General features: G+C 65.3%; 22 protein-coding genes. 13 read left to right on the top strand and 9 right to left on the bottom strand.

The features are described 5' to 3' along the window. The first annotated feature begins 6 nt into the window (after positions 1-6). The gene (locus tag HBJ55_RS21335) at positions 7-1,221 is read left to right on the top strand and encodes a toxic anion resistance protein (RefSeq protein ID WP_167120013.1); all 1,215 of its coding nucleotides are present in this window, start codon (positions 7-9) and stop codon (positions 1,219-1,221) included. Between the two features lie 17 nt (positions 1,222-1,238). Here HBJ55_RS21335 and HBJ55_RS21340 read toward each other — a convergent pair whose 3' ends face one another. The 4 genes from HBJ55_RS21340 to HBJ55_RS21355 form a co-directional block, all read right to left on the bottom strand. Then, positions 1,239-1,583: a sll1863 family stress response protein gene (locus HBJ55_RS21340; protein WP_167120016.1), complete on the bottom strand. Its 345-nt coding sequence runs from the start codon at positions 1,581-1,583 to the stop codon at positions 1,239-1,241. 71 nt (positions 1,584-1,654) lie between these two features. Continuing rightward, complete coding sequence (locus tag HBJ55_RS21345) at positions 1,655-2,923, bottom strand: GGDEF domain-containing protein (protein WP_338072064.1); 1,269 nt, start codon at positions 2,921-2,923, stop codon at positions 1,655-1,657. Then, complete coding sequence (locus HBJ55_RS22500) at positions 2,920-4,281, bottom strand: substrate-binding periplasmic protein (protein WP_240936234.1); 1,362 nt, start codon at positions 4,279-4,281, stop codon at positions 2,920-2,922. Before HBJ55_RS22500 ends, HBJ55_RS21345 begins: the two co-directional genes overlap by 4 nt. 255 nt (positions 4,282-4,536) lie before the next feature. After that, the gene (locus HBJ55_RS21355; RefSeq protein WP_167120019.1) at positions 4,537-5,652 is read right to left on the bottom strand and encodes a PQQ-dependent sugar dehydrogenase; all 1,116 of its coding nucleotides are present in this window, start codon (positions 5,650-5,652) and stop codon (positions 4,537-4,539) included. Positions 5,653-5,773: 121 nt separating this feature from the next. Between HBJ55_RS21355 and HBJ55_RS21360 the strand changes: the two genes are divergently transcribed. Together HBJ55_RS21360 and HBJ55_RS21365 are read left to right on the top strand one after the other, a co-directional pair. Beyond that, positions 5,774-7,159 carry an MFS transporter gene (locus HBJ55_RS21360; protein WP_167120022.1) on the top strand — a complete coding sequence of 462 codons (1,386 nt, stop codon included), beginning with the start codon at positions 5,774-5,776 and terminating at the stop codon, positions 7,157-7,159. Then, the gene (locus tag HBJ55_RS21365; protein ID WP_167120025.1) at positions 7,156-7,905 is read left to right on the top strand and encodes a sulfite exporter TauE/SafE family protein; all 750 of its coding nucleotides are present in this window, start codon (positions 7,156-7,158) and stop codon (positions 7,903-7,905) included. Before HBJ55_RS21360 ends, HBJ55_RS21365 begins: the two co-directional genes overlap by 4 nt. Before the next feature lie 10 nt (positions 7,906-7,915). Here the strand turns inward: HBJ55_RS21365 and HBJ55_RS21370 are convergent, their stop codons facing one another. After that, entirely contained in the window at positions 7,916-9,151 is a 1,236-nt protein-coding gene (locus HBJ55_RS21370; protein ID WP_167120028.1) for an E22 family MetX-like putative esterase, read from the bottom strand. A 158-nt stretch (positions 9,152-9,309) separates the two neighbouring features. Here HBJ55_RS21370 and HBJ55_RS21375 point away from each other — a divergent pair, with 158 nt between their 5' ends. The 6 genes from HBJ55_RS21375 (at position 9,310) to HBJ55_RS21400 (ending at position 16,254) form a co-directional block, all read left to right on the top strand. Next, the gene (locus HBJ55_RS21375) at positions 9,310-9,837 is read left to right on the top strand and encodes a retropepsin-like aspartic protease family protein (protein WP_167120031.1); all 528 of its coding nucleotides are present in this window, start codon (positions 9,310-9,312) and stop codon (positions 9,835-9,837) included. Positions 9,838-9,932: 95 nt separating this feature from the next. Further along, the gene (locus HBJ55_RS21380; protein WP_338072065.1) at positions 9,933-10,808 is read left to right on the top strand and encodes a YihY/virulence factor BrkB family protein; all 876 of its coding nucleotides are present in this window, start codon (positions 9,933-9,935) and stop codon (positions 10,806-10,808) included. 17 nt (positions 10,809-10,825) lie between these two features. Further along, a complete protein-coding gene (locus HBJ55_RS21385; RefSeq protein ID WP_167120037.1) occupies positions 10,826-11,866 on the top strand; it encodes an NAD(P)H-dependent flavin oxidoreductase in 1,041 nt (346 codons plus the stop codon). 43 nt (positions 11,867-11,909) lie between these two features. After that, positions 11,910-13,637, top strand: coding sequence for a VRR-NUC domain-containing protein (locus HBJ55_RS21390; protein ID WP_167120040.1), 1,728 nt, complete (start codon positions 11,910-11,912; stop codon positions 13,635-13,637). Continuing rightward, complete coding sequence (locus tag HBJ55_RS21395) at positions 13,634-15,970, top strand: ATP-dependent DNA helicase (RefSeq protein ID WP_167120043.1); 2,337 nt, start codon at positions 13,634-13,636, stop codon at positions 15,968-15,970. Before HBJ55_RS21390 ends, HBJ55_RS21395 begins: the two co-directional genes overlap by 4 nt. 104 nt (positions 15,971-16,074) lie before the next feature. Beyond that, positions 16,075-16,254 carry a PLDc N-terminal domain-containing protein gene (locus HBJ55_RS21400; protein ID WP_167120046.1) on the top strand — a complete coding sequence of 60 codons (180 nt, stop codon included), beginning with the start codon at positions 16,075-16,077 and terminating at the stop codon, positions 16,252-16,254. 7 nt (positions 16,255-16,261) lie between these two features. Here HBJ55_RS21400 and HBJ55_RS21405 read toward each other — a convergent pair whose 3' ends face one another. The 3 genes from HBJ55_RS21405 to HBJ55_RS21415 all read right to left on the bottom strand — a co-directional run bounded on the left by HBJ55_RS21405 (position 16,262) and on the right by HBJ55_RS21415 (position 17,408). Further along, positions 16,262-16,468: a DUF3565 domain-containing protein gene (locus HBJ55_RS21405; RefSeq protein WP_167120049.1), complete on the bottom strand. Its 207-nt coding sequence runs from the start codon at positions 16,466-16,468 to the stop codon at positions 16,262-16,264. 30 nt (positions 16,469-16,498) lie between these two features. Then, complete coding sequence (locus HBJ55_RS21410) at positions 16,499-17,026, bottom strand: GspH/FimT family pseudopilin (RefSeq protein ID WP_167120086.1); 528 nt, start codon at positions 17,024-17,026, stop codon at positions 16,499-16,501. Positions 17,027-17,144: 118 nt separating this feature from the next. Beyond that, entirely contained in the window at positions 17,145-17,408 is a 264-nt protein-coding gene (locus HBJ55_RS21415; RefSeq protein WP_167120052.1) for a PP0621 family protein, read from the bottom strand. 98 nt (positions 17,409-17,506) lie between these two features. On the opposite strand from HBJ55_RS21415, the gene HBJ55_RS21420 reads away from it, so the two are divergent. Beyond that, entirely contained in the window at positions 17,507-19,138 is a 1,632-nt protein-coding gene (locus tag HBJ55_RS21420; RefSeq protein WP_167120055.1) for an NAD+ synthase, read from the top strand. Between the two features lie 66 nt (positions 19,139-19,204). Here the strand turns inward: HBJ55_RS21420 and HBJ55_RS21425 are convergent, their stop codons facing one another. After that, entirely contained in the window at positions 19,205-20,029 is an 825-nt protein-coding gene (locus tag HBJ55_RS21425) for an outer membrane protein assembly factor BamD (RefSeq protein ID WP_167120058.1), read from the bottom strand. A 119-nt stretch (positions 20,030-20,148) separates the two neighbouring features. On the opposite strand from HBJ55_RS21425, the gene rluD reads away from it, so the two are divergent. The 3 genes from rluD to clpB all read left to right on the top strand — a co-directional run bounded on the left by rluD (position 20,149) and on the right by clpB (position 24,614). Then, on the top strand, positions 20,149-21,108 hold the full coding sequence (gene rluD / locus HBJ55_RS21430; protein ID WP_167120061.1) for a 23S rRNA pseudouridine(1911/1915/1917) synthase RluD: 960 nt from the start codon (positions 20,149-20,151) through the stop codon (positions 21,106-21,108). Positions 21,109-21,117: 9 nt separating this feature from the next. Further along, positions 21,118-21,873 (top strand): peptidoglycan editing factor PgeF, encoded by a 756-nt coding sequence (gene pgeF, locus HBJ55_RS21435; RefSeq protein ID WP_167120064.1) that lies wholly within the window; start codon positions 21,118-21,120, stop codon positions 21,871-21,873. 158 nt (positions 21,874-22,031) lie between these two features. Further along, complete coding sequence (gene clpB / locus HBJ55_RS21440; RefSeq protein ID WP_167120067.1) at positions 22,032-24,614, top strand: ATP-dependent chaperone ClpB; 2,583 nt, start codon at positions 22,032-22,034, stop codon at positions 24,612-24,614. Positions 24,615-24,708 lie beyond the last annotated feature (94 nt).

The following is a 24,708-nucleotide window of genomic DNA, read 5'->3' on the forward strand; positions in this document are numbered from 1 at the left end:
ACGCTTATGAATCAGTCGTCCGAACGTGGCTCGCCGCTCTCGCTGCCGCCGGTGGAGCAGATCGCCAGTGAACTCGAGGAGGTCGCTCCCGAGCCGATGGATGGCGAAGAGATCGTGATCGACGACCCTGAGCTGGAGCAGTTGGCGGATAGCTTCGTCGACGAAGTGCTGGCCAGCGAAGGCGCCGCGCTCGAGCGCCAGCGGCGTGCGGTGGACGAGATGGGCCTCGAATTGCAGCAGCAGGCGGCGCATCACAGCGAGATGCTGCAGGCGCCGTTGCGCAAGCTGGCCCATCAGGGCGATGAGGGCGGTCCGGTGGCCAAGGCGCTGATCGACCTGCGCGGGCACATGCAGGATCTCGACCCTCATCAGCATCGCCTGGCGTCGGGGCCGTTCGACCGCCTGCTGTCGCGCATTCCCGGGGCAGGCAGTCGCGTGCAGCGCTATTTCCGCAAGTTCGAAAATGCCCAGCAGGCGCTGGATGCCATCATTGCCGACCTGGAGGCGGGGCGCGACATGCTGCGTCGTGACAACATCACGCTCAGCGATGACCAGGAGAGCCTGCGCCAGCTGCTGGGACGGCTGCAGCGTCAGGTCGACCTGGGACGGTTGATCGACCGACGCCTGGTGCAGGCACTGGAACGGCTCGGCGACGCGCATCCGCAGCGCGCCTTCATCGAGGAGGAACTGGTCTTCCCGCTGCGCCAGCGCATCGTCGACCTGCAGCAGCAACAGGCGGTCAGCCAACAGGGCGTGCTGGCCCTGGAAGTGATCATTCGCAACAATCGCGAATTGATTCGCGGCGTCGACCGGGCCATTCACGTGACCGTGTCGGCGCTGACCGTGGCCGTCGCCGTGGCGCTGGCGCTGGCCAATCAGCGCCTGGTCCTCGACCGCGTCGAATCGCTCAATACCACCACGTCGGAGATGATAGCCGGAACGGCGAGAACGTTGCGCCAGCAGGGCGTGGAGATCCAGACCCGTGCCGCCTCGGCCCAGCTTGACATGCAGGCGCTGGAGCAGGCTTTCGACGACGTGCTGGGCGCGATCGACGACCTGTCCCACTATCGCCAGGAAGCGTTGCCCCAGCTCGACGCCCAGATCGACCGGCTGGCACAACTGGCACGCCGCGGCGGTACCGCCACCGACAGGCTGCAGCGCGGCAGCGAGATCCAGTCACCCGACTCGGAGGAGGAGCCGCCGTCCCAGCGTGAGCCTTAGGCCAAGCCTTCGCCTGCCTAAGGCGAGCCCCCGGGGGAGTGGCTCGGGCCATCGTCTTCGTTGACGTCCTTGGGCGGTGGCTCGTGCCGCTGGGCATCGCGCAGTGCCTTGCGCATCAGCTCCCAGGCATCGTCGAGCCCCTGCTGCAGGGAGTCCCAGGCCGCCTCGCTGGCAAACTGCAACTCGTCTAGCCGACGGCGGGTCTCGTCGCGGCGCCGCCGCAGCCGCTCGATGTCATCCTGGTAGCGGGTCTGTGCCTCGGCGCCTGCCCGGCGCGCGCGGGCGACCAGGGCGTCGATCTCGGCGTTCCATTCGTCCAGTCGGGCCTTCATCTGCTCGATGAACTCATCGCGTCTGTTCATACGGCTTCTCCGCCTCTGGCTGATGCTACTCCTATCGATTCCCCGCTGCCGGGCCGGTTCCCCAACCATGCTCAGATCTGTGCGGCCACCCGGTCGCGGCCCTGGCGCTTGGCGCGATAAAGCTGGCTGTCGGCCTGGGCCATCAGTTCCTCATGGCCGGTGTCGTCGAGTGCCGGCGCACAGCTGGCCACGCCCAGGCTGGCGGTGACCCGGTCGGTGTGGGTCGCGTGCGCATGGGGAATGTCGAGTGCGCGTATTTCCAGGTGAATCCGCTCCGCTACTCGCAGGGCGCCCTCCAGGTCGGTATCGGGCAGTACGCAGACGAACTCCTCGCCGCCGTAGCGGGCGACCAGGTCGGAGGCGCGATGGACCACCCGCGTGAGCGCCTCGGCGATGGCTCTCAGCGTATCGTCGCCAGCGACGTGGCCGTAGTGGTCGTTGAACTCCTTGAAGTGATCGATGTCGATGAAGATCACCGAGAGTGCATGGCCATTGCGCCGGGCACGCTGCCACTCGCGAGCGAGAAAGGCGTCGAAGTGGCGACGATTGGCAATGCCGGTTAGTCCATCCATGGTCGAGATCTGATGCAGCTGGTCGCGCTGGTCGAGGCCCTGCTGGAAAGCCAGCAGCAACTGGTCGACGCTCTCCACCAGGTGCCCCAGCTCGTCGTTGCCATGACGGCCCATGGCGGGTTTCGGCCAGCGGCCGGGTTGGCGCGGGTCGGTGGCGACAATCGCCGCATGCACGCGGAGCAAGGGGCGTGTCACGAACCAGTGAAACACCAGGGCAAGCAGCGCCGCTATGGCCAGTGACTTGGCAACGCCCAACGAGAAGATCAGCAGGCTGCGATCGATGAAGTCGCGTGCCAGGCGGTCGAGCGCCAGCGTCAGCTTGAGTTCGCCCACTGGCTGGGCCGAGTTGTCAGTACCGGCCTGGTAATTGAGCGTCTGCTGGTAGTGCAGGATGTCGTCGAACAGGACGTGTGCCAACCAACTGGAGGCGGGTTCGAACTGACGTTGACGCGTGGCCATGACACGGCCGAAATCGTCCGTGAGGGCCGCGCTATCGACACGACCGCCGTTGAATAGTCCCTCGACGACCTGAGTTGCCAGGTCGGGGTTGAGCTGGAAAGCGGCCTCTGCCGCGGTGCCGTGCACCAGGTCAAGGCGGTAGCGAGTGTCATTGACGATTTCCTGTCGCATCGCGCGGGCATCGAGGGCCAGTTCGATGACACCGGCAAGAATGCTGAGCAACAGCGCGATGGCCAGGGTGAGCCCGGCCTGCTTGGCGGTCAGGCTGCGCCTGCCGGTCTGGCGTTCCATGCCAGGGGGGTGGCTCACTGAGGTTTCTCCCTGTTGGCCCGTACCCGATCGAGAGCGGCTTGCAGCCGGGCTATGAAGTGATCGGGAACCGAGGGGTGGCAGGCCAGATAAAGATCCACCTCGTTGAAGGAGAACAGACGACGCAGCGGCAGGTCGGCCTCCTCGGCGAGGAGCCAGGCGGTCTGTTCGCCGGTGACCCAGGCATCGATCAATCCGGCACGCAGACGGCCGACGTTCTCGCGTTCGGCACTGGCCACGACGATGGGAACCCCTTGATTGGCCACGTATTGGCCGACGGCATCCTTGCGAAAGCTGCCCACGCGCAGCTCTGCCAGGTCGGCCAGGGAGTCGGCTTCGATGCCTGCCTCTTCGAGGGCGAAGGCGGCCCAGGTACTCGATACCAAGGGACCCACCCAGGTGAACAGCGACTCGCGCTCGGGCGTGCGGGTAGTCGAATAGACGCAGTGGCGCTCGCGCAGCTGGGCTTCGGTCAGGGCCCGTGCCCAGGGCAGCAGGCGGAAGTCGGCGGCGAGTTCGGCGTCATCCAGGGCGGCCCGCAGCAGTTCGGTGGCGTTCCCCGTAACCCGGCCGTCGTCGTCTTGATAATTGTAGGGCGGGTACTCCTCGGTATTGAAGGCGATGGTGCCGCCGAGGATATCGCTGACGACACCCTGTTCGCGCAGACGATCCAGTGCCATCTGCATGCGCTCGACCAGGAGCGGGTCCGTGTCGCGATGCAGGGCATAGTAAAGATCGGACTCACTGATGGTTAATGCGGGAACGAAGTCAGTAGTGGGCAGGCCCTCCTCCTGCATCAGCCAGAAGGCCACGTCTTCGCCATAGGCCCACAGGTCGACCCGGCCACGCTCGAGCATGCGCAGTGCGCTGACATTGGAAATCGCCGCATGCACCTGACTTTCCGGCACGCCGGCTTCCTGTAGCCGCTGATCGCCGATATCCTCACGGATGATGGCGATGCGATAGCCGCCGGCGATCGCATCCTCGATATCGTTCAATTTGATGCCACTGTCACGACGAGCAATCAGCGTGACCCTATCGGTGGCAATGGGACCGACCCACTGGAACAGCTCCTCGCGCTGCTCGGTGCGCGTGGTGGAGAAGAGTACCGTACCCGGCTCGGATAGGGCGGTATCGTAGCCGCGTGCCCATGGGTAATAGAGCACGTCGTCGCGGGATAGCGCGGTATCTGTCTCGGCAAAGATCCGTTCGAGCAGCTCGATGGAAATACCTTCGAGGCGATCGTTGTGCCGATAATTGTAGGGTGGGTACTCTTCGGTGATGAAGGTCAGCCCTTCCAGGCCGGCCGCTGCCGGGAGGGGCAGCAATACCAGCATCAGCAATAGCCACTTTTTCATGCGCTCTGCCCCTGCCTGCTTGTTCTTCTGACCTCCGCGTGACGGTGCCAGTCACGGTTACGAGCCGCCTGTCTGCGTTTGTCTGGTCAGGTGGCGCCTGGATGAAGCCAACAGCATGACAAAATTGCTTAACCCAGGTTAACAAAGATAATGCCCGTGGTATGGCGAGAAGTGAAGAACGCCTTTCTCCACGTTTTGCGAATGGCTATTGCCGGCCGACAGGCATCGCGGGCCGACCGAATGCGAAGGTGAGCGTTACGCTTCGGGCTCTAGTCGATAGAGCGTGCCGCTCTCGTCGCCGACAAGCATGTAAATATAGCCGTCGGGCCCTTGGCGCACGTCACGTACTGGGCCGAATGTCTCGTCGAGCAGCGCTTCCTCTTCGGTAACTTCATTGCCTCTTATGACGAGGCGATGGAGCTGCTCGCTCTCCAGTCCGCCGACGAGCAGGTTCCCCTCCCACTCGGGATAATGATCCCCATTGATCACCGCCAGGCCCGAAGGCGACACGTTCTCGGAAAAGCGATAGGCAGGCTCGACGACTTCCTCCTCATTGAAGAATCCGCTGCTGGCGCCCAGTTCCAGCAATTCGGTATCTTCACCCTCAGCCGCCGCGCCGTGATTCTTGCCGGGCTGGATGAGCAGCACTTCGTCATGACCGTTGCTGCGCGCTTCCACGGCCCAGACGTAGCCGCGCTTCTCATCCACGGCCAATCCCAGAACGTGGCGATGCCCCCATGAGTAGATTCTGGGAAGGAAGCCGGCCTCTTCGAGGAGCGGATTGTCCTCTGGCGCCAGGCCCTGCGGGTCGAGCCGCAGTATCGAGCCGGCATGGTCCTGGGTATCCTGAGCCCGTTCGGGGTCACCGCGGTCGCCGACGGACATCAGCAGGGTGTCGTCCTCCAGCCAGGCGAGTCGCGAGCCGGCACGAGGGCCGGGTTCGGAGCGCCGGTTCTGCTCAAACAACTCTTCCACGTCCACCAGTTGGTCGCCGGCCAGGCGACCGCGTGCCAGCGCCGTGGCAGTGGAGTCGGTATCGCCGCTGGCGTAGGTGAAGTAGATCCAGCCGGTATCGGGGTAGTCGGGAGAGGCGGCGACGTCGAGCAGGCCTGCCTGGCCCTCGACATGGATACCGGGCAGACCTTCGACCTCTTGCCGTTCGCCGTTGTAGAACGTCTGGATCTGTCCGGTGCGCTCGCTGATGACGAAGAGTCCACCGGGCAGGACGGCCACGCCCCAAGGCTGTTCGAGGTCCTCCGCCACCGGCACCAAACGCAAGTCCTGGGTGGTGCTCAAGGACGTTTCTTCGGCATGTACCGATGCTGCGGCCAAGGTCAGCCCCAGCAAGGAGATAACACTCAAGCGTTCCATTGCTTGTCTCCAGTCTGAAATGTCGCTCTTAGTGTAGTGAAAGCAGTCTTGTCGTCATTCTTCTCCCGATAAGCTGATAGGCTAGGCGCTTCGGATGAGGCAGGCAGGGAGAGGAGGGACGATGAGCGCGATGCCGGCCGTTGGCGGTACGACACCCAGACTGCGGGCGTCAAAGCGGGAAATCTTTGGCTGGGCGATGTTCGATTTCGCCAACCAGGCCTATACGCTGCTGATCATCACCGTGGTGTTCGGTGAGCTGTTCACCACCGTCATCGTCGGCGATCGCGATGACGGCTTCCGCCTGGCCAACCTGCTGTGGAGTCTGGCGCTGGCCGTCAGCTACCTGCTGGTGGTGATCACCGGCCCGCTTTGCGGTGCGGTAATGGACTACCGAGCGGCCAAGAAGCGTTTCCTGTTCGTCAGTTACATCGCCACCGTGGTGGCGACCGCGCTGCTCTATTTCGTCGCGCCTGGCTACGTCATGCTCGGGTTCTTGCTGATCGTGGTGTCCAACTACGCCTACTCCATGGGCGAGTCGTTCATTGCCGCCTTCCTGCCCGACCTCGGCCCGCCGCAGGACCTCGGCAAGATCTCCGGCTTCGGCTGGGCGCTGGGCTACGTGGGCGGCCTCTTTGCCGCCGGTTTCACCCTGGTGGCGCTGGGCGAGGCCACGGCCGACAACTTCGAGCGCATCCGCTGGGTGGGTCCCTTCGCTGCGGCGTTCTTCCTGGTCACCGCCATTCCCACCTTTCTCTGGGTGAAGGAGCGAGGCACGCCCCAGCCGCACCGCAAGCGCTATCGTGAGATCGCCTGGGAGCGCGTCTCCACCACCCTGCATGAGCTGCGGCGCTTTCGCGACCTGGGCATCTTCCTGGTGTCGCTGCTGTTCTCCATGGCCGGCGTCTACATTATCATCGCCTTCGCCTTCATCTACGGCGCCCAGGTGATCGGCTGGGACGAATCGATCCGCAACGTGATGTTCATCATCGTACAGATCACCGCCGCGGCCGGTGCGCTGGGCTTCGGTTTCCTGCAGGATCGTATCGGCACCAAGATCACCTACCAGTTGACCCTGCTGCTGTGGGTGGCGGCGATACTCGCCATCTGGGCCACGCCGGAGGTCACCGCTTGGCTCAACGCCAGCCTGGGGCTCGACTGGGAGGCCCAGCACCTGTTCCTGTTCGTGGGCTGCCTGGCGGGGCTCTCGCTGGGCTCGAGCCAATCGGCCAGCCGTGCCTTGGTGGGGCTGTTCTCGCCCACGCGCAAGGCCGCCGAGTTCTTCGGCTTCTGGGGGCTGGCCAACAAGCTTGCCGGGGTCATCGGCATCATCGGCTTGGGGCTCTTGCAGACGGTGGTGGGGCTGCAGGCCTCTATCCTGCTGTGCGCGGCGTTGTTCATCGTGGCGATGCTGATCTGCCTGGCGGTAAACCAGGCCCGGGGGCAACAGGCGGCCGTCGAGTGGGAGGCGCGCAACGGGCACGCCATGCCGGGAGACGCCGGGCGATGACCCTGGATCCTGTGTTGCTGGCACTGGTGGCCGCAACCTTCGTTGTCGCCGGTATCGTCAAGGGCGTGATCGGCATGGGTATGCCGACGGTGTCGCTGGCATTGCTCACCGCCACGGTGGGGTTGCCATCGGCCATGGCCCTGCTGCTGGCACCGACCATCGTCACCAATGTTTGGCAGGCGCTGGCAGGTGGGGACCTGCAGCAGATCCTGCGGCGCCTCTGGCCCTTCCTATTGGCCTCGGTGGTTACCGTGTGGCTGGGCGTGGGCGTGTTGGCCAGGGTCGACGTTCGCTGGCTTTCCGGCCTGCTGGGCGTATTGATCGCCTTCTATGCCCTTTCGGGGCTGTTCAATCTCGGCTTCGGCAAGTTGGTCAGCCGTGGTCGCCATGCGGCACCCGTGAATGGTGCGCTGACCGGCCTGCTTACCGGTATGACCGGTTCCTCGGTGTTTCCCGGCGTGGCCTATCTACAATCCCTCGGCCTGCCACGGGACATGCTGATCCAGGCCATGGGCGTACTGTTCGTCGTTACCACCATGGCACTAGGGTTCTCCATGGGTGAGCAGCGCTTGCTCAGCATGGAGCTTGCGCTGCTCTCCGTGGGCGCGGTGATACCGGCCCTTCTCGGCATGCAGCTTGGTCAGCGGTTGCGCCAACGGCTTTCCGAGGCGACCTTTCGCCGCGTCTTCCTCAGTGGTCTGCTGGCCATGGGCGCCTACCTGCTGCTGCGGTCTCTAACGGGCTAGCCAAGACGCCTCACTCGGCAAGAAAGTCGCGGATGCGATCGCCGGCCTGGCCAATGGCCAGCACGCCGTCGAGGTGGCCGCGACTGCCTTCAAGCGTGACCAGCTCGACCTCGGTGCCGTCGGCCTCGATCAACTCGGCGGTTTCACGCACGCCTTGCGGCGCAAAGACCAGATCGTTCTCGCTGTAGAGAATCAGGCTGGGGGCGCCGATGCGTGCCAGCCCCTCCTCGAGGCTCTCGCCGTGGCCGGTGACGAACGCCTGGTTGGCTTTCACCAGGTAGAGGAAATGGTTGGCGTCGGCGACTTCGGCCCGCGCCGCAGCGATGTCGTCGAGTGTCTGCTCGATGGCGTAGCGCGCCTCGAGTTCGCGGGTGGGGTCGGCGTCATCGTCGGCCCAGCTACGGTCGAAAGTGGCATTGGCCCACTGCCAGTGGTTGGCGTCGAGGGTGACCAGCTTGAGCGATTCGCGCAGACCGTCCAGCGGCGGCTCGCCGGCGTAGTAGTCGCCCTCGTTCCAGTTGGCGTCCAGGCGGATGGGCGCGGCCCAGGCGCTCAGGGTGGCCAGCAGCCAGGGGTCGGTGACACCCCCACCGATCACCGGGATCAGCCGTTCGACCCGCTCGGGATAGGCGCTGGCCCACTCGTAGGCTTGCAGTGCGCCCATGGAGGCTCCCATCACCGCGTGCAGACGTTCGATACCTTGACTCTCGAGCAGCGCCTTTTGCACCTCGACGAAGTCACGAATGTTGACCAGCGGGAAATCCGTGCCCCAGGGCTCGCCGCTTTCGGGGTTGGTCGTGGCCGGCCCGGTGGTGGTCACGTTGGGGGCGTGGGCATTGAGGTTGACCAGGGTGTCCGAGGCGATGATGTAGTACTCGTCGGTATCCAGCGGTTTGCCGGGACCGATGATGGCGTCCCAGTAGCCGGGTGCGGCGTCATCCTCGGCGTAACGGCCGGCGGCATGGCTGGTGCCGGAGAAGAAGTGGGTGATCAGGATGACGTTGTCCTTCTCTTCGTTGAGCTCGCCGTAGGCCTCCCAGCCGATGCGTACCGGGGCGATGGTCTCGCCGCCGACGGTGGTGTACTCCTCCATCTCGAAGACCTGCTTTTCCACCAGCCCATCCCATGCCGCCGCTGTGCTGCTGGCGAGCAGCATGAAGTTGGCCAGGGCAGCACAGGCAAGGTGCAGGGAGCCTTGGGAATGGCGGGCAACGTTCACGGTCGAATGTGAGATGCTGTCGTGCATGTGGCTATCCTTGTCGTTATCGGGTCGCTGGGCATCCGCGGATGACGCCCGGCGAATGCCAGAGAGAATGCAGCCAAGGGAAGCTTGGCGCCGTTTAGTACAGACAGTGGGAACAGGGGTGTCAAAGCGGGTGAAGCCTGCTAACCAGGAGACGGGACATGAGCCGACAGAGCGGTTCGATCCGGCGTACCGGAATGGGCATGATGCTGCTGTTCTGGGTGGCCTTCATCGGCTTCGGCAGCTGGTGGCTGCATGGCTTCATCGAGACCCAGCGCAATCCCAATGCTCATCTGGTCAATGCCGTGACCGGGGCGGAGGAGTCGATCGTGCTCGAGCGCAACCGCTCGGGCCACTTCGTAGCTACCGGGCGCATCAATGGCGAGCCGGTCGATTTCCTGCTCGACACCGGCGCCACCTACGTCGCTGTGTCGGCTGAATTGGCCGAGCGGTTGGGGCTGGAGCGTGCGGGGGCCGCCTGGTTCAACACCGCCAACGGACGTGTACGCGGCGACATGACCTGGCTCGATGAGGTCAGCCTGGGAGGCTTTACCGCCGCCGAGGTGCGTGGCTCCATCAGTCCTGGGCTTGGTGATGACATGGCCCTGCTGGGCATGAGCTTTCTCAATCGGTTCGATATCGAAATACGTGATACCCGTATGGTCCTGCGTCCGGCGCAGCAGCCCTGAGGAGAGGAATGGCGAATTTCTGGCGAGGCAGGCGAGCTGTAAGACCGGACCAGATTCCCGGCCCGGGGTGGCTGGATATCTGCTGGCGAGTCAAGGTGCAGTTAACGGATGATCGGGTCGGCATGCTGGCGGCCGGTATTGCTTTCTATGCGCTGTTGTCGCTCTTTCCGGCCATTGGTGCGGTCATATCGCTGTGGGCGTTGGCGTTCGATCCGGCCGAGATGGCCCGCCAGATCGGCGAACTGAGCCGCTTCATGCCCCCGGGGGGTGCCCGGCTGATCAACGAGCAGGCCCGGCAAGTCAGCGAGAACACCGATACCGGGCTCAGCCTGACGGCTCTGTTCGGTCTGGTCGTGGCGATGTTCCTCGCCTCCAAGGGAGTACGCGGCCTGATGGTGGGGCTCAACGTGGTCTATGGCGAGGAAGACCGGCGCGGTCTGGTACAGCGCATGCTGGTGACGGCCGCTTTGACCGTCGGGTTGATCATGATGTCGCTGGCGGCCACCATGTTCGTGGCCTTGTATCCCATCGCCGTCGCCTGGCTCGTCCTCGAGGGACCTCTCGTCACCCTGATCACCTGGCTGCGCTGGCCGGCGCTGTTGTTGTTGATGATGTTCGTCATTGCCGTGCTCTATCGCTATGGGCCCTATCGCAGCTCGCCGCACTGGGAGTGGGTCAGCGCGGGCACGGTGACAGCGACGCTGCTGTGGCTGCTCGGTTCGGGTGGGCTGTCGCTCTACGTCAGCCAGTTCGCCAATATGGATGAGCTATACGGCTCACTGGGTGCCGTGGTTGTGTTGATGCTGTGGTTCTGGCTCTCTTCGTACGTCGTATTGCTGGGAGCCGAGATCAACGCTGAAATGGAGCGCCAGACCCGGCGTGACACCACGGTGGGCGAGTCCCGGCCAATGGGCGAACGAGGCGCCTACGTTGCCGATACCCTGGGGCCGAAGCGACCGTGGCGCAAATGACAACAGGGAGAAGACCCATGAGCCTGACCCGCCAGCTCGGCATCGAGTTACCCATCCTCCAGGCGCCCATGGCAGGCGTGCAGGGCAGCGACCTGGCCGTGGCAGTGAGCGAGGCGGGTGGGCTGGGCGCCTTGCCCTGCGCCATGCTTTTGCCCGAGGCAATGGCAGATGAGCTGCGCCGCATCCGTGCTGCGACGACGCGGCCGCTCAACGTCAATTTCTTCTGTCATGCCGCGCCGACGCCGGACGATGTACGTCTGGAGCGCTGGCACCAGGCGCTGGCGCCCTATTACGCCGAGTTCGGCCTGGACATCGACAGCGTGCCGGCCGGAGCCGGGCGGCGCCCGTTCGACCAGGCGGCCTGCGACGCCCTGGAGCCGTTCCGCCCGGAAGTGGTCAGCTTCCACTTCGGCCTGCCGGAGCCGGCACTGATCGAGCGGGTCAAGGGCTGGGGAGCGATCGTGCTCTCTTCGGCTACCACGGTTGCAGAGGCGCGCTGGCTCGAGGCGCGCGGCGTCGACGCGGTGATCGCCCAGGGCGTGGAAGCGGGCGGCCATCGCGGCATGTTCCTCGACGACGACATTACCACCCAAGTGGGCACCTTCGCCCTGCTGCCCCAGGTCGTGGAGGCCGTCTCGCTGCCGGTGATTGCCGCCGGGGGGATTGCCGATGCGCGTGGCGTGGCGGCCGCCCTGGCCCTGGGTGCATCGGCCGTGCAAGTCGGCACCGCCTTTTTGTGCTGCCCGGAAGCCACCACCTCGACACTCCATCGCCAGGCGCTGCAGAGCGAGGCCGCGCGACATACGGCGCTGACCAATCTCTACACCGGCCGACCGGCCCGCGGCATTCTCACCCGGCTGATGCGTGAGCTCGGCCCGCTCAGTGAGGTAGCTCCGGCGTTTCCCCTGGCCACCGCCGCCATCGCCCCGCTGCGCAGCGCCGCCGAGGCGGTAGGCAGCGCCGAATTCTCGCCGCTGTGGGCCGGGCAGAATGCCAGTGCCTGCCGTGAGATACCCGCGGGCGAGGTGGTGCGCGCACTCGCCGCAGGCCTGCGCTGAACGCAAGGATGGCGAGGAGCTGCGAGGCTGATATCATGGATGCATGAACAGTATTTCAGGCACTGCTTCCGTCACCGCCTCGCTCGACGATCCGCTCTATTACCTGGCGAATTTTCGCTTCGTTCTCGGCTGGGTGCGCGAACGCCACGGTGACCTGCTGAACGCGGCAGAGCATGCCTTCGTCACCGACTTCGGGGCCTTGCCGCAGCCATCCCAGGCGCTGCTGGTGCGCATGGTGATGCGCAAGGGCGAGCTCTTTCGCAGCGGTAAACTCGCCTATGCCGAGATCGGCAATACCCAAAGTGCGCTGGCTCCCCTGGTCGAGGCGGGCTGGGTTGATGCGGCTCCGGCGCTGGCTCTCGCCGAGCTGTTCTCCTTACTGCGCCTGGACGAGCTGCGCCGGGCACTGGCGCCGACAATCGTCGCCGAGGGGCTCTCGCCCAGGGCTCGCAAGGCCGCGCTGAGTGAGGCGCTGCTGGCGCAGGAGCGCCCGGCGAGGCGACTGGAAGAGTGGTGGCCCGAGGCCAACGAGGTACTGGCAGGAGAGCGCATCGTGCGGTTGACCGTGATGCCCTGGTGCGATCGGCTGCGACTGATGTTCTTCGGCAACCTGCGTCAGGACTGGGCCGAGTTCGTGCTCACGGAGCTTGGCCTGCAACGCTTCGAGCGGGTCGGACTGACGCCCGGCTCGCGCGCCTTTCACCGCCGCGAGGAGGTGGACGCCTACCTGGTCCTGCATCGATTGCGCGAGCGCCTCGAAGCGGGCGAATCGCCCGAGCGGCTGGCGGCCGAGGTCCCCGAGGCGTTGGCGGAAAATGCCTGGTTGTCGCAGCGGCGGGGCAGGCTGTTGTTTCGCCTGGGCCATGCCGCCGAGCGTACCGGGCAGGTGGCGCTGGCGTTAAGGCTTTATGGCGAAGGCGGCGAAGGGCCGGGCGGCCAGGTGGAGGCTCGCATTCGTCGCCTGCGGCTGCTGGAGCGGCTGGGCGAGCATCGCCAGGCATATACCCTGGCCAGCCAGGCAATGGCGTCGGCGACTGGCGAACAGGAGACCCAGGCGCTGGCACGGCTGATGCCCAGGCTGTGTCGCCGGCTGGGGGTGGCACCGCCAGGGCGCGCGCCCGAAGTCGTGCCGCGGCGGATGGACCTCAGCCTGCCGCGTCCCGCGACGCTGGGCGTCGAACAGGCCGTAGCCGAGCATCTGAGCCGTCCCGAAGCCCCAGTGCACTATGTCGAGAACGTCCTCATGACGGGCTTGTTCGGGCTACTCTGCTGGTCGGCGCTGTTCGCGCCGCTTCCCGGGGCCTTCTTCCATCCCTTCCACGCTGGCCCGGCGGATCTTCATCGCGACGACTTCGTGGCGCGTCGTCGCGAGCGCTTCGAGGCTTGCCTGGCCCACCTCGATGAAGGAACTCACGGCGAGGTCATCTGGCGCGTCTGGCACGACAAGCGAGGGCTGGCATCGCCTTTCGTGCACTGGGAAGGGCTCGACGAAGCGCTGCTCGAACAGGCACTGGCCTGTATTCCCGCTGCGCATTTGCGCGCCTGCTTCGAGCGCCTGTTGACCGATCTCAAGGCCAACCGCGCCGGCTTGCCCGACCTGATTCAGTTCCTGCCCGGAGCAGGCGGCGCTGAGCCTCGTTATCGGCTGATCGAGGTGAAGGGGCCGGGCGACAGGTTGCAGGACAACCAGCGCCGCTGGCTGGCGTTCTTCGAGTCCCGGGGCATTGAGGCCGCGGTTTGCCACGTAACCTGGCAGGACGCAGTGCCATGAGCGATGGCAAGAAGGGGGCCGAGCCGCCGCTCTACCGAGTGGCCGTGCGAGCGCTGTGTGACTTCACTGCTCGTGAGGGCGATCTCGATCACCGCTTCACGCCTTCGCCCAGCGCCCGTGAGGGCATGGCCGGCCACGCCCTGGTGGCGGCGCGCCGTGGCGACGGCTACGAAAGCGAGATTGCGCTGAGCGGACACTATCGCAGCCTCGTCGTCAGCGGCCGGGCCGACGGCTTCGATCCGGCGACAAACCGCCTCGAGGAGATCAAGACCCACCGCGGCGACCTGTCGCGCATGGCTGCCAATCAGCGCGCCTTGCACTGGGCCCAGGTCAAGGTCTATGGCGCGTTGCTGTGCGCTGAGCGGGGGCTCGAGTCGCTGACCCTGGTGCTGGTCTATCTCGACATCGCCAGCGAACGAGAAACACTACTGACCCAGCAGGCAAGTGCTGCCGAGCTTACCGTTTTCTTCGAGACCCAGTGTGAGCGTTTCCTCGGTTGGGCCGAGCAGGAGCAGGCTCATCGCCGGGCGCGCGATGCCGCGCTCGATGATCTGACCTTTCCGCATGAAGGCTTTCGCCCGGGCCAGCGCGAACTGGCCGAGGGTGTCTACAAGGCGGCAGCTACCGGGCGCTGCCTGCTGGCGCAGGCCCCCACGGGGATCGGCAAGACCGTCGCCACGCTGTTTCCCACCCTCAAGGCGATGCCGCGCCAAGGCATCGACCGGCTCGCCTTCCTGACCATGAAGACGCCGGGACGGCGCCTGGCGCTGGAAGCCCTGGCAAGGCTGAGGGCCGACGCAGCGAACAGGGAGGGGAGCACGGCCGGGGGCGGTAAGCAGTACCTTCCTCTGCGGGTGCTGGAGCTGGTTGCCCGAAGCAAGGCCTGCGAGAATCCCGACAAGACGTGCCATGGCGATGCCTGCCCGCTGGCCGCCGGCTTCTACGACCGGCTGCCAGCCGCCCGCCGGGCCGCGGTGGCACGCGGCTGGCTCGATCGCGAGGCGCTGCGCGAGGTGGCGCTCGAGCACGATATCTGCCCCTACTACCTGGGCCAGGAGTTGGCGCGCTGGAGCGATGTCTGCGTGGGCGACGTCAATCACTACTTCGACGCCGCGGCGCTGCTCCACGGCCTGGCCCAGGCCAACGGCTGGCGCCTGGCGCTGCTGGTGGACGAGGCGCACAACCTGGTGGAACGCGCCCGAGGCATGTACAGCGGCGAGCTGGACCAGCGTGCCTTCAGTCGCCTGCACCGCAGCGCCCCCGCGCCGCTGGTGAAGCCACTTGGCCGACTGATACGCCAGTGGCAGACCCTGGTGCGGGAGCAGGGCGGGATCGAAGAGGGGCAGACGAGGCAGCCTGCTTATCGGGTATTGGATGGCCTGCCTGAGCGGCTCGTCGGTACCCTGCAGCGAGTGGCGGCGGCGATTACCGACTATCTGGCCGAGCACCCGGGCGGCGCCGACCCTGCCCTGCAGGAGCGGCTGTTCGAGGCCCTGGGCTTCTGCCGCCTGGCCGAATCGTTCGGTGAGCATTCGCTGTGCGACCTCACCCGGCATGGCCGTGGCCACGCGATTCTCGGCCTGCGCAACCTGGTGCCGGCGGACTTCCTTGCCCCGCGCTTCGCCCAGGCGCACAGCAGCGTGCTGTTCTCGGCGACATTGTCGCCGGCGCACTATCACCGCGACCTGTTGGGGCTGCCGCATGATTGCGTCTGGCAGTCGGTCACCTCGCCGTTCAGGGCCGATCAGCTCGAAGTACGCATCCAGAGCGGTATCTCGACGCGCCTGCGCGACCGCTCGGCCTCGCTCGACCCTATCGTCGCCGAGCTGGTCGGTCAGTACCGCAGACGACCTGGGCTCTATCTCGTCTTCTTGAGCAGCTTCGCCTATCTGCAGGCCGTCGAAGAGCGGCTGGCACGGCTGCATCCCGAGCTGCCCCGCTGGAGCCAGACTCGCGGCATGAGCGAGGCCGAGCGCGATGCTTTCCTGGCACGTTTCCAGCCGGGCGAGAAGGGGATCGGCTTTGCGGTACTGGGCGGGGCGTTCGGGGAGGGGATCGACCTGCCCGGAGAACGGCTGGTCGGAGCCTTCATCGCCACCCTTGGCTTGCCACCCTTCGACCCCTTCAACGAGGCGCTCAAGGCCAGGCTGGAGGCACGCTTCGGCAGTGGCGATGCCTATGCTTACCGCATACCGGGGCTGATCAAGGTAATCCAGGCCGCCGGGAGGGTGATCCGCAGCCCCGAGGACCGCGGTACCCTGGTGCTGATGGATGACCGTTTCCAGCGTCAGGACGTGCGACGCCTGCTGCCCGAGTGGTGGCGGGTCGGCTGATTCCGTTACTTGTCATCACTCAAAGTTACAGTTTCGGTTTGTTACCTTCGTCGCTGCGTGCTACTCCTTGAACCAACACCTACCGCTGGACAAGGAGACGTCTGATGGGAATCGAAGTGGGCGGCCTGCTAGGCCTGATCTGGCTTATCATACTGGTCTGGGCCATCGTCAAGGTGGCCAAGAGTTCGGCCGGAACCTTCGCCAAGGTCCTCTGGATCCTTGCGCTGCTGATATTTCCGCTGGTCGGCCTGATTATCTGGCTCTTGATGGGGCCCAAGGGCTAGCGGTTGCCTAGGGGTTGTCCCGCGGTTCGCCGCGGTCGCATTTGACGCATTCGAGCTCGAGGCCGAGGCGCGAACGGCGCCCGGCCTCTGTCGTGACCCAGGGGCGTTCGGCCCAGGGCGGCTGGTGGCGGACATGCTGATTGTGGCCGCACGCCAGTTCGGCGACCCAGTGTCTTTCGTCGTCCCGGTGATAACCCACGATGGCTTGCCGCATGGAGGCTCCTTTGGCAAAGCGACAGGTCGCTCAGCAACTGATGACATTGCCGGCGCGCACCCGTCCGAAATTGCTGAGCACCAATTGGGCGCCCTGGTTATGGCGACCGCAGATACGGAAAGTACCATTGTGTCCCGCCGAACGTCCCAGGACACCATAGCGTACCGGCCTGCCATCCTGGCGATAGCTGACGCTGACGCCGCGGCTGGCCTCGACGACTCGTAGCAAGGCAGACTCGTCGAAAGCGGTGCCCGACAAAGGGCCGAGCACGATGGCCAACGGGGCGCTCCAATCATCCATGACGCAGCTCCGCTGATCGGGGCTGGGGCAGACGAATACAGGGGTGCGACGGGTGATTGCCGTGTTGCGCGCCAGCGAGAGAGCCGTACGGATTCGATGCGCCTCGGCAACGACTTCCTGGCGCGCATTCATCGCCTGGAGACCGGGTACTGCCCAGCCCATCAGCGCGATGGCCACGGCGATGACGGCGAGGAGTTCGATGAGGGTAAGGCCGCGTTGGCGCAGGGCGGCGCAAGTCGGAGCTCGAGCTGCGTCCATGAAGCTCTCCTGGAGTAATGTCCCGGGTCACGAGGCATTCACTCTAGACGAGCCTGGAGCGGAGTCTATCAGCCATTACCGATGAAGTTTGTAGGCGATTGCCGCCATGTCTGCAGGTCTAGTCTTCGGGGCGCTGCTCCTGCAAAAAGCGATCGCGATGGGCGCTGCTGCAGAACCATTCGCCTTGGTCACGCAGGGCATCGGCTTCCGGTACATGTACCTTGCACCAGGCACAGCGCACCATTTGCCCCGCCTCCTGCTGCGACTCGGCGTCAAGCTGGCTCTCATGGTCCAGCTTCCATTCACGGTACATGCGGTAGAGCTTGAGGCCGGCGAAGAACAGCACGGCGAAGATGATCAGGCGAATGAGCAAAAGATTCATCCTTATTCGTCTCCCAGATGGGGGCTAGCGGCTTTGCCAGCCGGACGCCCTTGCGGGACAATACAATGACTTCGGATTCTCAAGAGATTTCTACGCCCATGCAAGATCTGACGCTGGTGATGGCGCAGCTGGACCCGCTGGTAGGGGACATCCCCGGCAACGCCGATCGTGCCATCGAAGCCGTTCGCGAGGCGCGCATCGAACATGGCGCCGATATCGTGGTGTTTCCCGAACTGTTCCTGAGCGGCTATCCCCCCGAGGATTTGCTGCTGCGCCCTTCCATGGAGACCCGCCTGCGCGAGGCCCGTGCCCGCATGGCGGCGAAGATGTCCCGCGACGTGCTGGTGATCATCGGCTATCCCGGTCGCCGCGAGGGGCTCGGCTACAACCTGGCCGGGCTACTCTACAACGGCGAATGGATCGCTGAATACGCCAAGCAGATACTGCCCAATTATCAGGTCTTCGACGAGCGGCGCTATTTCGCCACCGGCGAGCAGAGCCTGGTGATCGAGCACAAGGGGGTCAGGCTCGGTGTGCTGATCTGCGAGGACGTGTGGGACAGCGAGCCGGTGCGAGCGGCTCGTGATGCGGGAGCGGATATTCTCGTCACGCTGAATGCATCGCCCTATCACCAGGACAAGCCGGCCGAACGCCTGCGCCTGCTAGAGCAGCGCGCATCCGAAGTGTCGCTGCCGCTGGTCTACGTCAATACCATTGGCGGCCAGGACGAACTGGTCTTCGATGGCGGCTCGGCCTGCGTCGATGCCGAGGGCCGGATCCGGGTGGTGGCGCCCTATTGGCAGGCAGGGCTGATGCCGGTGCAGTTCGTGCAGGAATCGCACGGCTGGGTGCCGCGGGAGGGCGAGATCGAGCCTGACGAGGAGCCCGAGGAAAGCCTCTACTGTGCCCTGGTCAGCGGCGTGCGCGACTATGTCAACAAGAGCGGCTTCCAGGGCGTGGTGCTGGGGCTCTCCGGCGGCATCGACTCGGCCTTGACGCTGGCGATCGCCGTGGATGCGCTGGGTCCGCAGCGAGTGCACGCAGTGATGATGCCCTACCGTTACACCGCCGACATCTCCCAGGACGACGCCGCCGAGCAGGCCCGCCTGCTCGGCGTGCACTACGAGGTGCTGCCGATCGAGCCGATGGTGGACGCCTTCATGGCCACCCTGGCGGACACCTTTGCCGGCACCGAGCGCGACACCACCGAGGAGAACCTGCAGTCTCGCTGCCGCGGCGTGCTGTTGATGGCCATTTCCAACAAGAAGGGCCTGATGGTGCTGACCACCGGCAACAAGAGTGAAATGGCGGTGGGTTATGCCACGCTCTACGGCGACATGGTGGGTGGTTTCAATGCGCTCAAGGACGTCTACAAGACCTGGGTCTATCGCTTGGCCCGCTGGCGCAACACTCAGTCGCCGGCGATTCCCGAGCGGGTCATCACTCGGCCGCCCTCGGCCGAACTGGCGCCCGACCAGAAGGACACCGACTCGCTGCCCGACTACGATACGCTCGATGCCATTCTGGCGCGCTACATCGAGGGCGATATGAGCGCCGAGGCGATCATCGACGCCGGTTTCGATCGTGACGACGTCTATCAGGTAGTCAAACTGGTCGATCGCAACGAGTACAAGCGCCGCCAGGCACCGGTGGGCGTACGGGTGACGCCGCGTGGGTTCGGGCGTGACCGCCGTTACCCCATCGTCAACGGCTGGCAGCCCGGCGACTGAGCGGCGCCAAACGAAAGAACCCGCGAGCAGGGCTAGCGGGTTCTTTTGCTTCAACTGAGCGATGGGTCAGGCCGACAGCGACTCAGCTTGCACGTGCTGCGGTTGGAAGGTGCGCCCACGAAGTCGGTCGTTGTTCGGGTCGTTCTCGATCAGTACCTGCAGTACCTCGCGGGCACGATCTCGCATATCGAGCCCGAGATAACCTTCGACCATCACCGCCAGTGCATCTCGGGTGGCCTCGGCCTCGGGATAGTTCTCGATCACCCAGCGACCACGCTCGACGGCGGCCAGGTAGGCGCCCTTGCGCAAGTAGAAGTCGGCGACGTGCAGCTCATGGCGGGCCAGCACGTTGCGCAAGTAGACGATGCGCTGCTCGGCGTCGGGCGCGTATTCGCTGTTCGGATAGCGTGACACCAGCTCGCGGAAATCGGTGTAGGCGTCTCGCGAGGCGCCCAGGTCGCGCTTGGATATGTCGATCAGACGCAGGCGCTCGAGGCTGAAGCGGCCCGCCTGCCATGAGGCCAGCCCGCGCATGTAGAGCGCGTAGTCGGCCTGGGGATGCGTGGGATGCAGGCGAATGAAGCGACTGGCGGCGGCGCGCGTGGCTTCCCAGTCGCTGGTCTCGTAGTAGGCGTAGATCAGCTCGAGCTGGGCCTGTTCGGCATGGCGGCCGAAGGGATAGCGCGTATCGATGGCCTCGAGGCGAGAGATGGCGGTGGTGTAGCGTCCATCATCGAGCGCTTCGCGCGCCTCGTCGTAGAGCTGCTGTTCGGCAACGCCCTCGAATTCGTCCGGTTCTTCTTCCGGGGCAGACCTGCCGGCACAGCCGCTGATCAGGGCGGCGGCCAGCAGCAGGGCAATCAGGCGTGTGGCGATGGGGGAAACGCGCATCGTGATCCTCGTGTCTAACAAGCCGTGTCGGCCGTGGTAGAATCGACCGTAACCCGTCCACTATAAAGCACCTCGCGTGAAAACGCAGTCCGAGGATGCTGACAACGATAGTCCCCCCTATGCCCCAGATCGTGGAAGCCCAGCAGCGCGTGCCCGTTTCTCTAGCCGGCAGCCGCCTCGACCAGGCGGCTGCCGAACTCTTTGCCGACCATTCCCGCGAACGACTCAAGGGCTGGATCAAGGAGGGTGCGCTGACCGTCGACGGGCGCCCGGGCAAGCCCAAGGACAAGATGGCAGGCGGTGAGTGGCTGCAGCTCGCTGCTGAAGTCGCGGAAGACGCCCGCTTCGAACCCGAGGCGATACCGCTCGAGGTGATCCACGAGGATGACGAGGTATTGGTCATCGACAAGCCTGCGGGACTGGTAGTGCACCCGGCAGCCGGCAACCCCGACGGCACCCTGCTCAACGCGCTCTTGCATCATTGCCCGACACTGGCCACCGTGCCGCGGGCCGGCATCGTGCATCGCCTGGACAAGGACACTACCGGTCTGATGGTGGTGGCCAAGACACTTGCCGCCCAGACTGCGCTGGTCGAACAGATGCAGGCGCGCACGGTATCGCGCGAGTACGATGCAGTCTGCGTCGGCGTGATGACCTCCGGCGGAACGGTGGATGCCCCCATCGGCCGGCACCCCAAGGATCGCAAGCGCCAGGCGGTGCACGTCAGCGGCAAACCTGCCGTGACCCACTACCGCGTCGTCGAGCGTTTCCGCACCCATACCCACGTGCGCTGCCGGCTCGAGACCGGTCGCACCCACCAGATCCGTGTGCACTTGGCGCATCGGCGCTTCCCGCTGGTCGGCGATTCGGTATACGGTGGACGGCTCAAGCTGCCGGCCGGGGCGGGCGAGGAGCTCAAGACGTTGCTGCGGGAGTTTCCGCGCCAGGCGCTGCATGCACGCAAGCTGGCCTTCCTGCACCCCGGCAGCGGCGAGCCAGTCGAGTTCCGCGCGGCGCTGCCCGACGACCTGCTGTTGTTGATCGACTACCTGCGTGACGACCACGAGGCCATGCGCTGAGGAGCCCGGATGAGCGACGCCCCCCATCTGCAACCGACCCTGATCGAGCCCGATTGGCCGGCGCCCGCCGCTGTCGGTGCCTTTGTTACCACGCGCGAGACGGGGCCCAGCCAGGACGAGTATGCCTGCTTCAATCCGGCCGATCAGGTGGGCGACAATCCCGCTCATGTGGCCTTGTGCCGCCGCTTGATCGGCAACGAGCTCGACGACGAGCGGCCGCTGTTGTGGCTCAAGCAGGTGCACGGTGCCCGGGTGCAGCCGAGCTATACCGCAAGCGTGCCCGAGGCGGATGCCTCGGTGGCTTTCGATCGTGGTCACGCCTGCGTGGTGCTGACCGCCGATTGCCTGCCGGTGTTCTTCTGCGACCGCCAGGGCACTAGGGTCGGTGTGGCCCATGCCGGTTGGCGGGGGCTGGCTGGCGGCGTGCTCGAGGCCACGGTGGCGGCGCTCTCCAGCCCGCCGGAAGAACTGATGGCCTGGCTGGGGCCGGCGATCTCCAATGCTCAGTTCGAGGTGGGCCCCGAGGTACAGCAGGCTTTCGTCGGCGTGCACCCGGAAGCGGCCGCGGCATTCGACCCCAGCCCATACCGCTTGGGCCATTACATGGCCGATCTCTACAAGCTCGCCCGCCTGCGCCTGGAGCGTCTCGGTGTGGCGCATGTCAGTGGAGGCCATTTCTGCACCGCCTGCGAGTCGCGCTTCTACTCGCATCGGCGTGACGATGGGCGGACCGGGCGCATGGCCAGCGTAATCTGGCTGAGGTAGCACCAGCCCGCAACCTTGACCCGCGTCAAGCTGCCGCACTTCACTCCTGGCCGACGACTTGAAAGCCGGCCACGCTGACTCCATTGAATCTGTCAATACGATACGACAGGGCCAAGCGGTGCGTCCGAACGCGCCGCCACCCCGATGGAGGAAAGCGAATGCGTTTCGACAAGTTCACCGCCAAGCTGCAGAACGCCGTGGCCGACGCCCAGTCCCTGGCCGTGGGGAGAGGCCACAATCAGCTCGAGCCCGGCCACCTGTTGCTGGCGCTGCTCGATGCCCGTGACACCGGCCTCAAGGCACTCATCCAAAAGGCTGGCGGCGATGCCGCGCGCCTGCGCGATACCCTGGTGGGGCATCTGGACGACCTGCCCCAGGTCGGCCAGTTCACCGGTGAGGTGCAGCCTTCACGCGACCTGATCAAGCTGTTCAACCTCACCGACCGCGAGGCGCAGAAGCGAGGCGATCAATACATCGCCAGCGAGCTGGTGCTGCTTGCCGCTCTCGAGATGGGCCATGCGGTGACCAAGCTGCTGACCCAGGCCGGCGTGACCCGCAAGGCATTGGAAAGTGCCATCGACAGCTTGCGCGGCGGTGAGCGGGTCGACGACCCCAACGCCGAGGAGCAGCGCGAGGCGCTGGAGAAGTACACGCTGGATCTCACCGAGCGTGCCGCCGACGGCAAGCTCGACCCCGTAATCGGCCGCGACGACGAGATCCGCCGCACCATCCAGGTGCTGCAGCGGCGCACCAAGAACAACCCGGTGCTGATCGGCGAGCCCGGCGTGGGCAAGACCGCCATCGTCGAGGGTCTGGCCCAGCGTATCGTCAACGGCGAGGTGCCGGAGGGGCTCAAGGACAAGCGTGTGCTGTCGCTCGATATGGGCTCGCTGCTGGCCGGGGCCAAGTTTCGCGGCGAGTTCGAGGAGCGGCTGAAGGCGGTGCTCAAGGAGCTGGCCCAGGAGGAGGGCCGGGTGATCCTGTTCATCGACGAGCTGCACACCATGGTCGGTGCCGGCAAGGCCGAGGGCGCCATGGACGCCGGCAACATGCTCAAGCCGGCGCTGGCGCGCGGTGAACTGCACTGCGTGGGCGCCACCACCCTCGACGAGTACCGCAAGTACATCGAGAAGGATGCCGCGCTCGAGCGTCGCTTCCAGAAGGTACTGGTCGACGAGCCCTCCGAGGAGGATACCGTGGCGATCCTGCGCGGCCTCAAGGAGCGCTACGAGGTGCACCACGGTGTCGACATCACCGACGGCGCGATCATCGCTGCGGCCAAGCTCTCGACCCGCTACATCACCGACCGTCAATTGCCCGACAAGGCCATCGACCTGATCGACGAGGCGTCGTCGCGTATACGTATGGAGCTCGACTCCAAGCCCGAGGAGATGGATCGCCTCGACCGGCGGCTGATCCAGCTCAAGATGGAGCGCGAGCATCTCAAGAAGGAGACCGACGAAGCCTCGAAGAAGCGTCTCGAGAGCCTGCAGGAGCAGATCGACGATCTAGAGCGCGAATACGCCGACCTGGACGAGATCTGGAAAGCCGAGAAGGCCAGTATTCAGGGCGCCGCCCAGTTCAAGGACGAGCTCGACCGTGCTCGCATCGATCTGGAGCAGGCGCGTCGCCAGGGCGATCTCGGCCGCATGTCGGAACTGCAGTACGGCGTGATTCCGGAACTGGAGAAGAAAATCGCCGAGTCGAGCGAAACCGAGGCCGATACCTCGCAGCACAAGCTATTGCGCTCCAACGTCACCGAAGAGGAGATCGCCGAGGTGGTGTCGCGCTGGACCGGTATCCCGGTGGCCAAGATGCTGGAAGGTGAGCGCGACAAGCTGCTGCGCATGGAGGAGGCGTTGCATCAGCGGGTGATCGGTCAGGAGGAGGCGGTGACAGCTGTGGCCAACGCCGTTCGTCGCTCGCGTGCCGGGCTCGCCGATCCCAACCGTCCCAACGGCTCGTTCCTGTTTCTTGGCCCGACCGGTGTAGGCAAGACGGAACTATGCAAGGCGCTGGCCAACTTCCTCTTCGATACCGAGGAGGCAATGGTGCGCATCGACATGTCGGAGTTCATGGAGAAACACTCCGTGGCGCGGCTGATCGGTGCGCCTCCCGGCTATGTCGGCTACGAGGAGGGTGGCTACCTGACCGAGGCCGTACGGCGCAAGCCCTACTCCGTACTGCTGCTGGACGAAGTGGAGAAGGCGCACCCGGATGTCTTCAATATCCTGCTGCAGGTGCTTGAGGACGGCCGGCTCACCGACGGCCAGGGGCGCACCGTGGACTTCCGCAACACGGTGATCGTGATGACCTCCAACATGGGCTCGGACATCATCCAGCGCATGGGCGGTGCCGACGAGCAGTACGAGGAGATGAAGAGCGCCGTCATGGACGTGGTGGGCATGCATTTCCGCCCCGAGCTGATCAACCGTATCGACGAGGTGGTGGTATTCCATGCCCTGCGCCAGGCGCAGATCGAGGCGATTGCCGGCATCCAGCTCGACCGCCTGCGCGCTCGCCTGGCCGAGCACGGCATGCAGCTCGAGGTCAGCGACGAGGCGATGGCCCAGCTTGCCCTCGCGGGTTTTGACCCGGTGTTCGGGGCGCGGCCGCTCAAGCGGGCGATCCAGAGTCGTATCGAGAATCCTTTGGCCCAGGACCTGCTTGCCGGCCGCTTTGCTTCCGGTGACACGATTCGGGTCGAGTTGCAGGACGATACCTTGGTGTTCAGTAACTGATACACACGGTAACGCGCTGGTCGGTACGCCGGCCGGTGAGCGGCTACACTGTCTTATAGGTTGCGTCCTGTAACCCCCTTGCCCGCCCGCACAT

It is taken from the genome of Billgrantia bachuensis, from assembly GCF_011742165.1.
GTDB lineage: Bacteria > Pseudomonadota > Gammaproteobacteria > Pseudomonadales > Halomonadaceae > Halomonas > Halomonas bachuensis.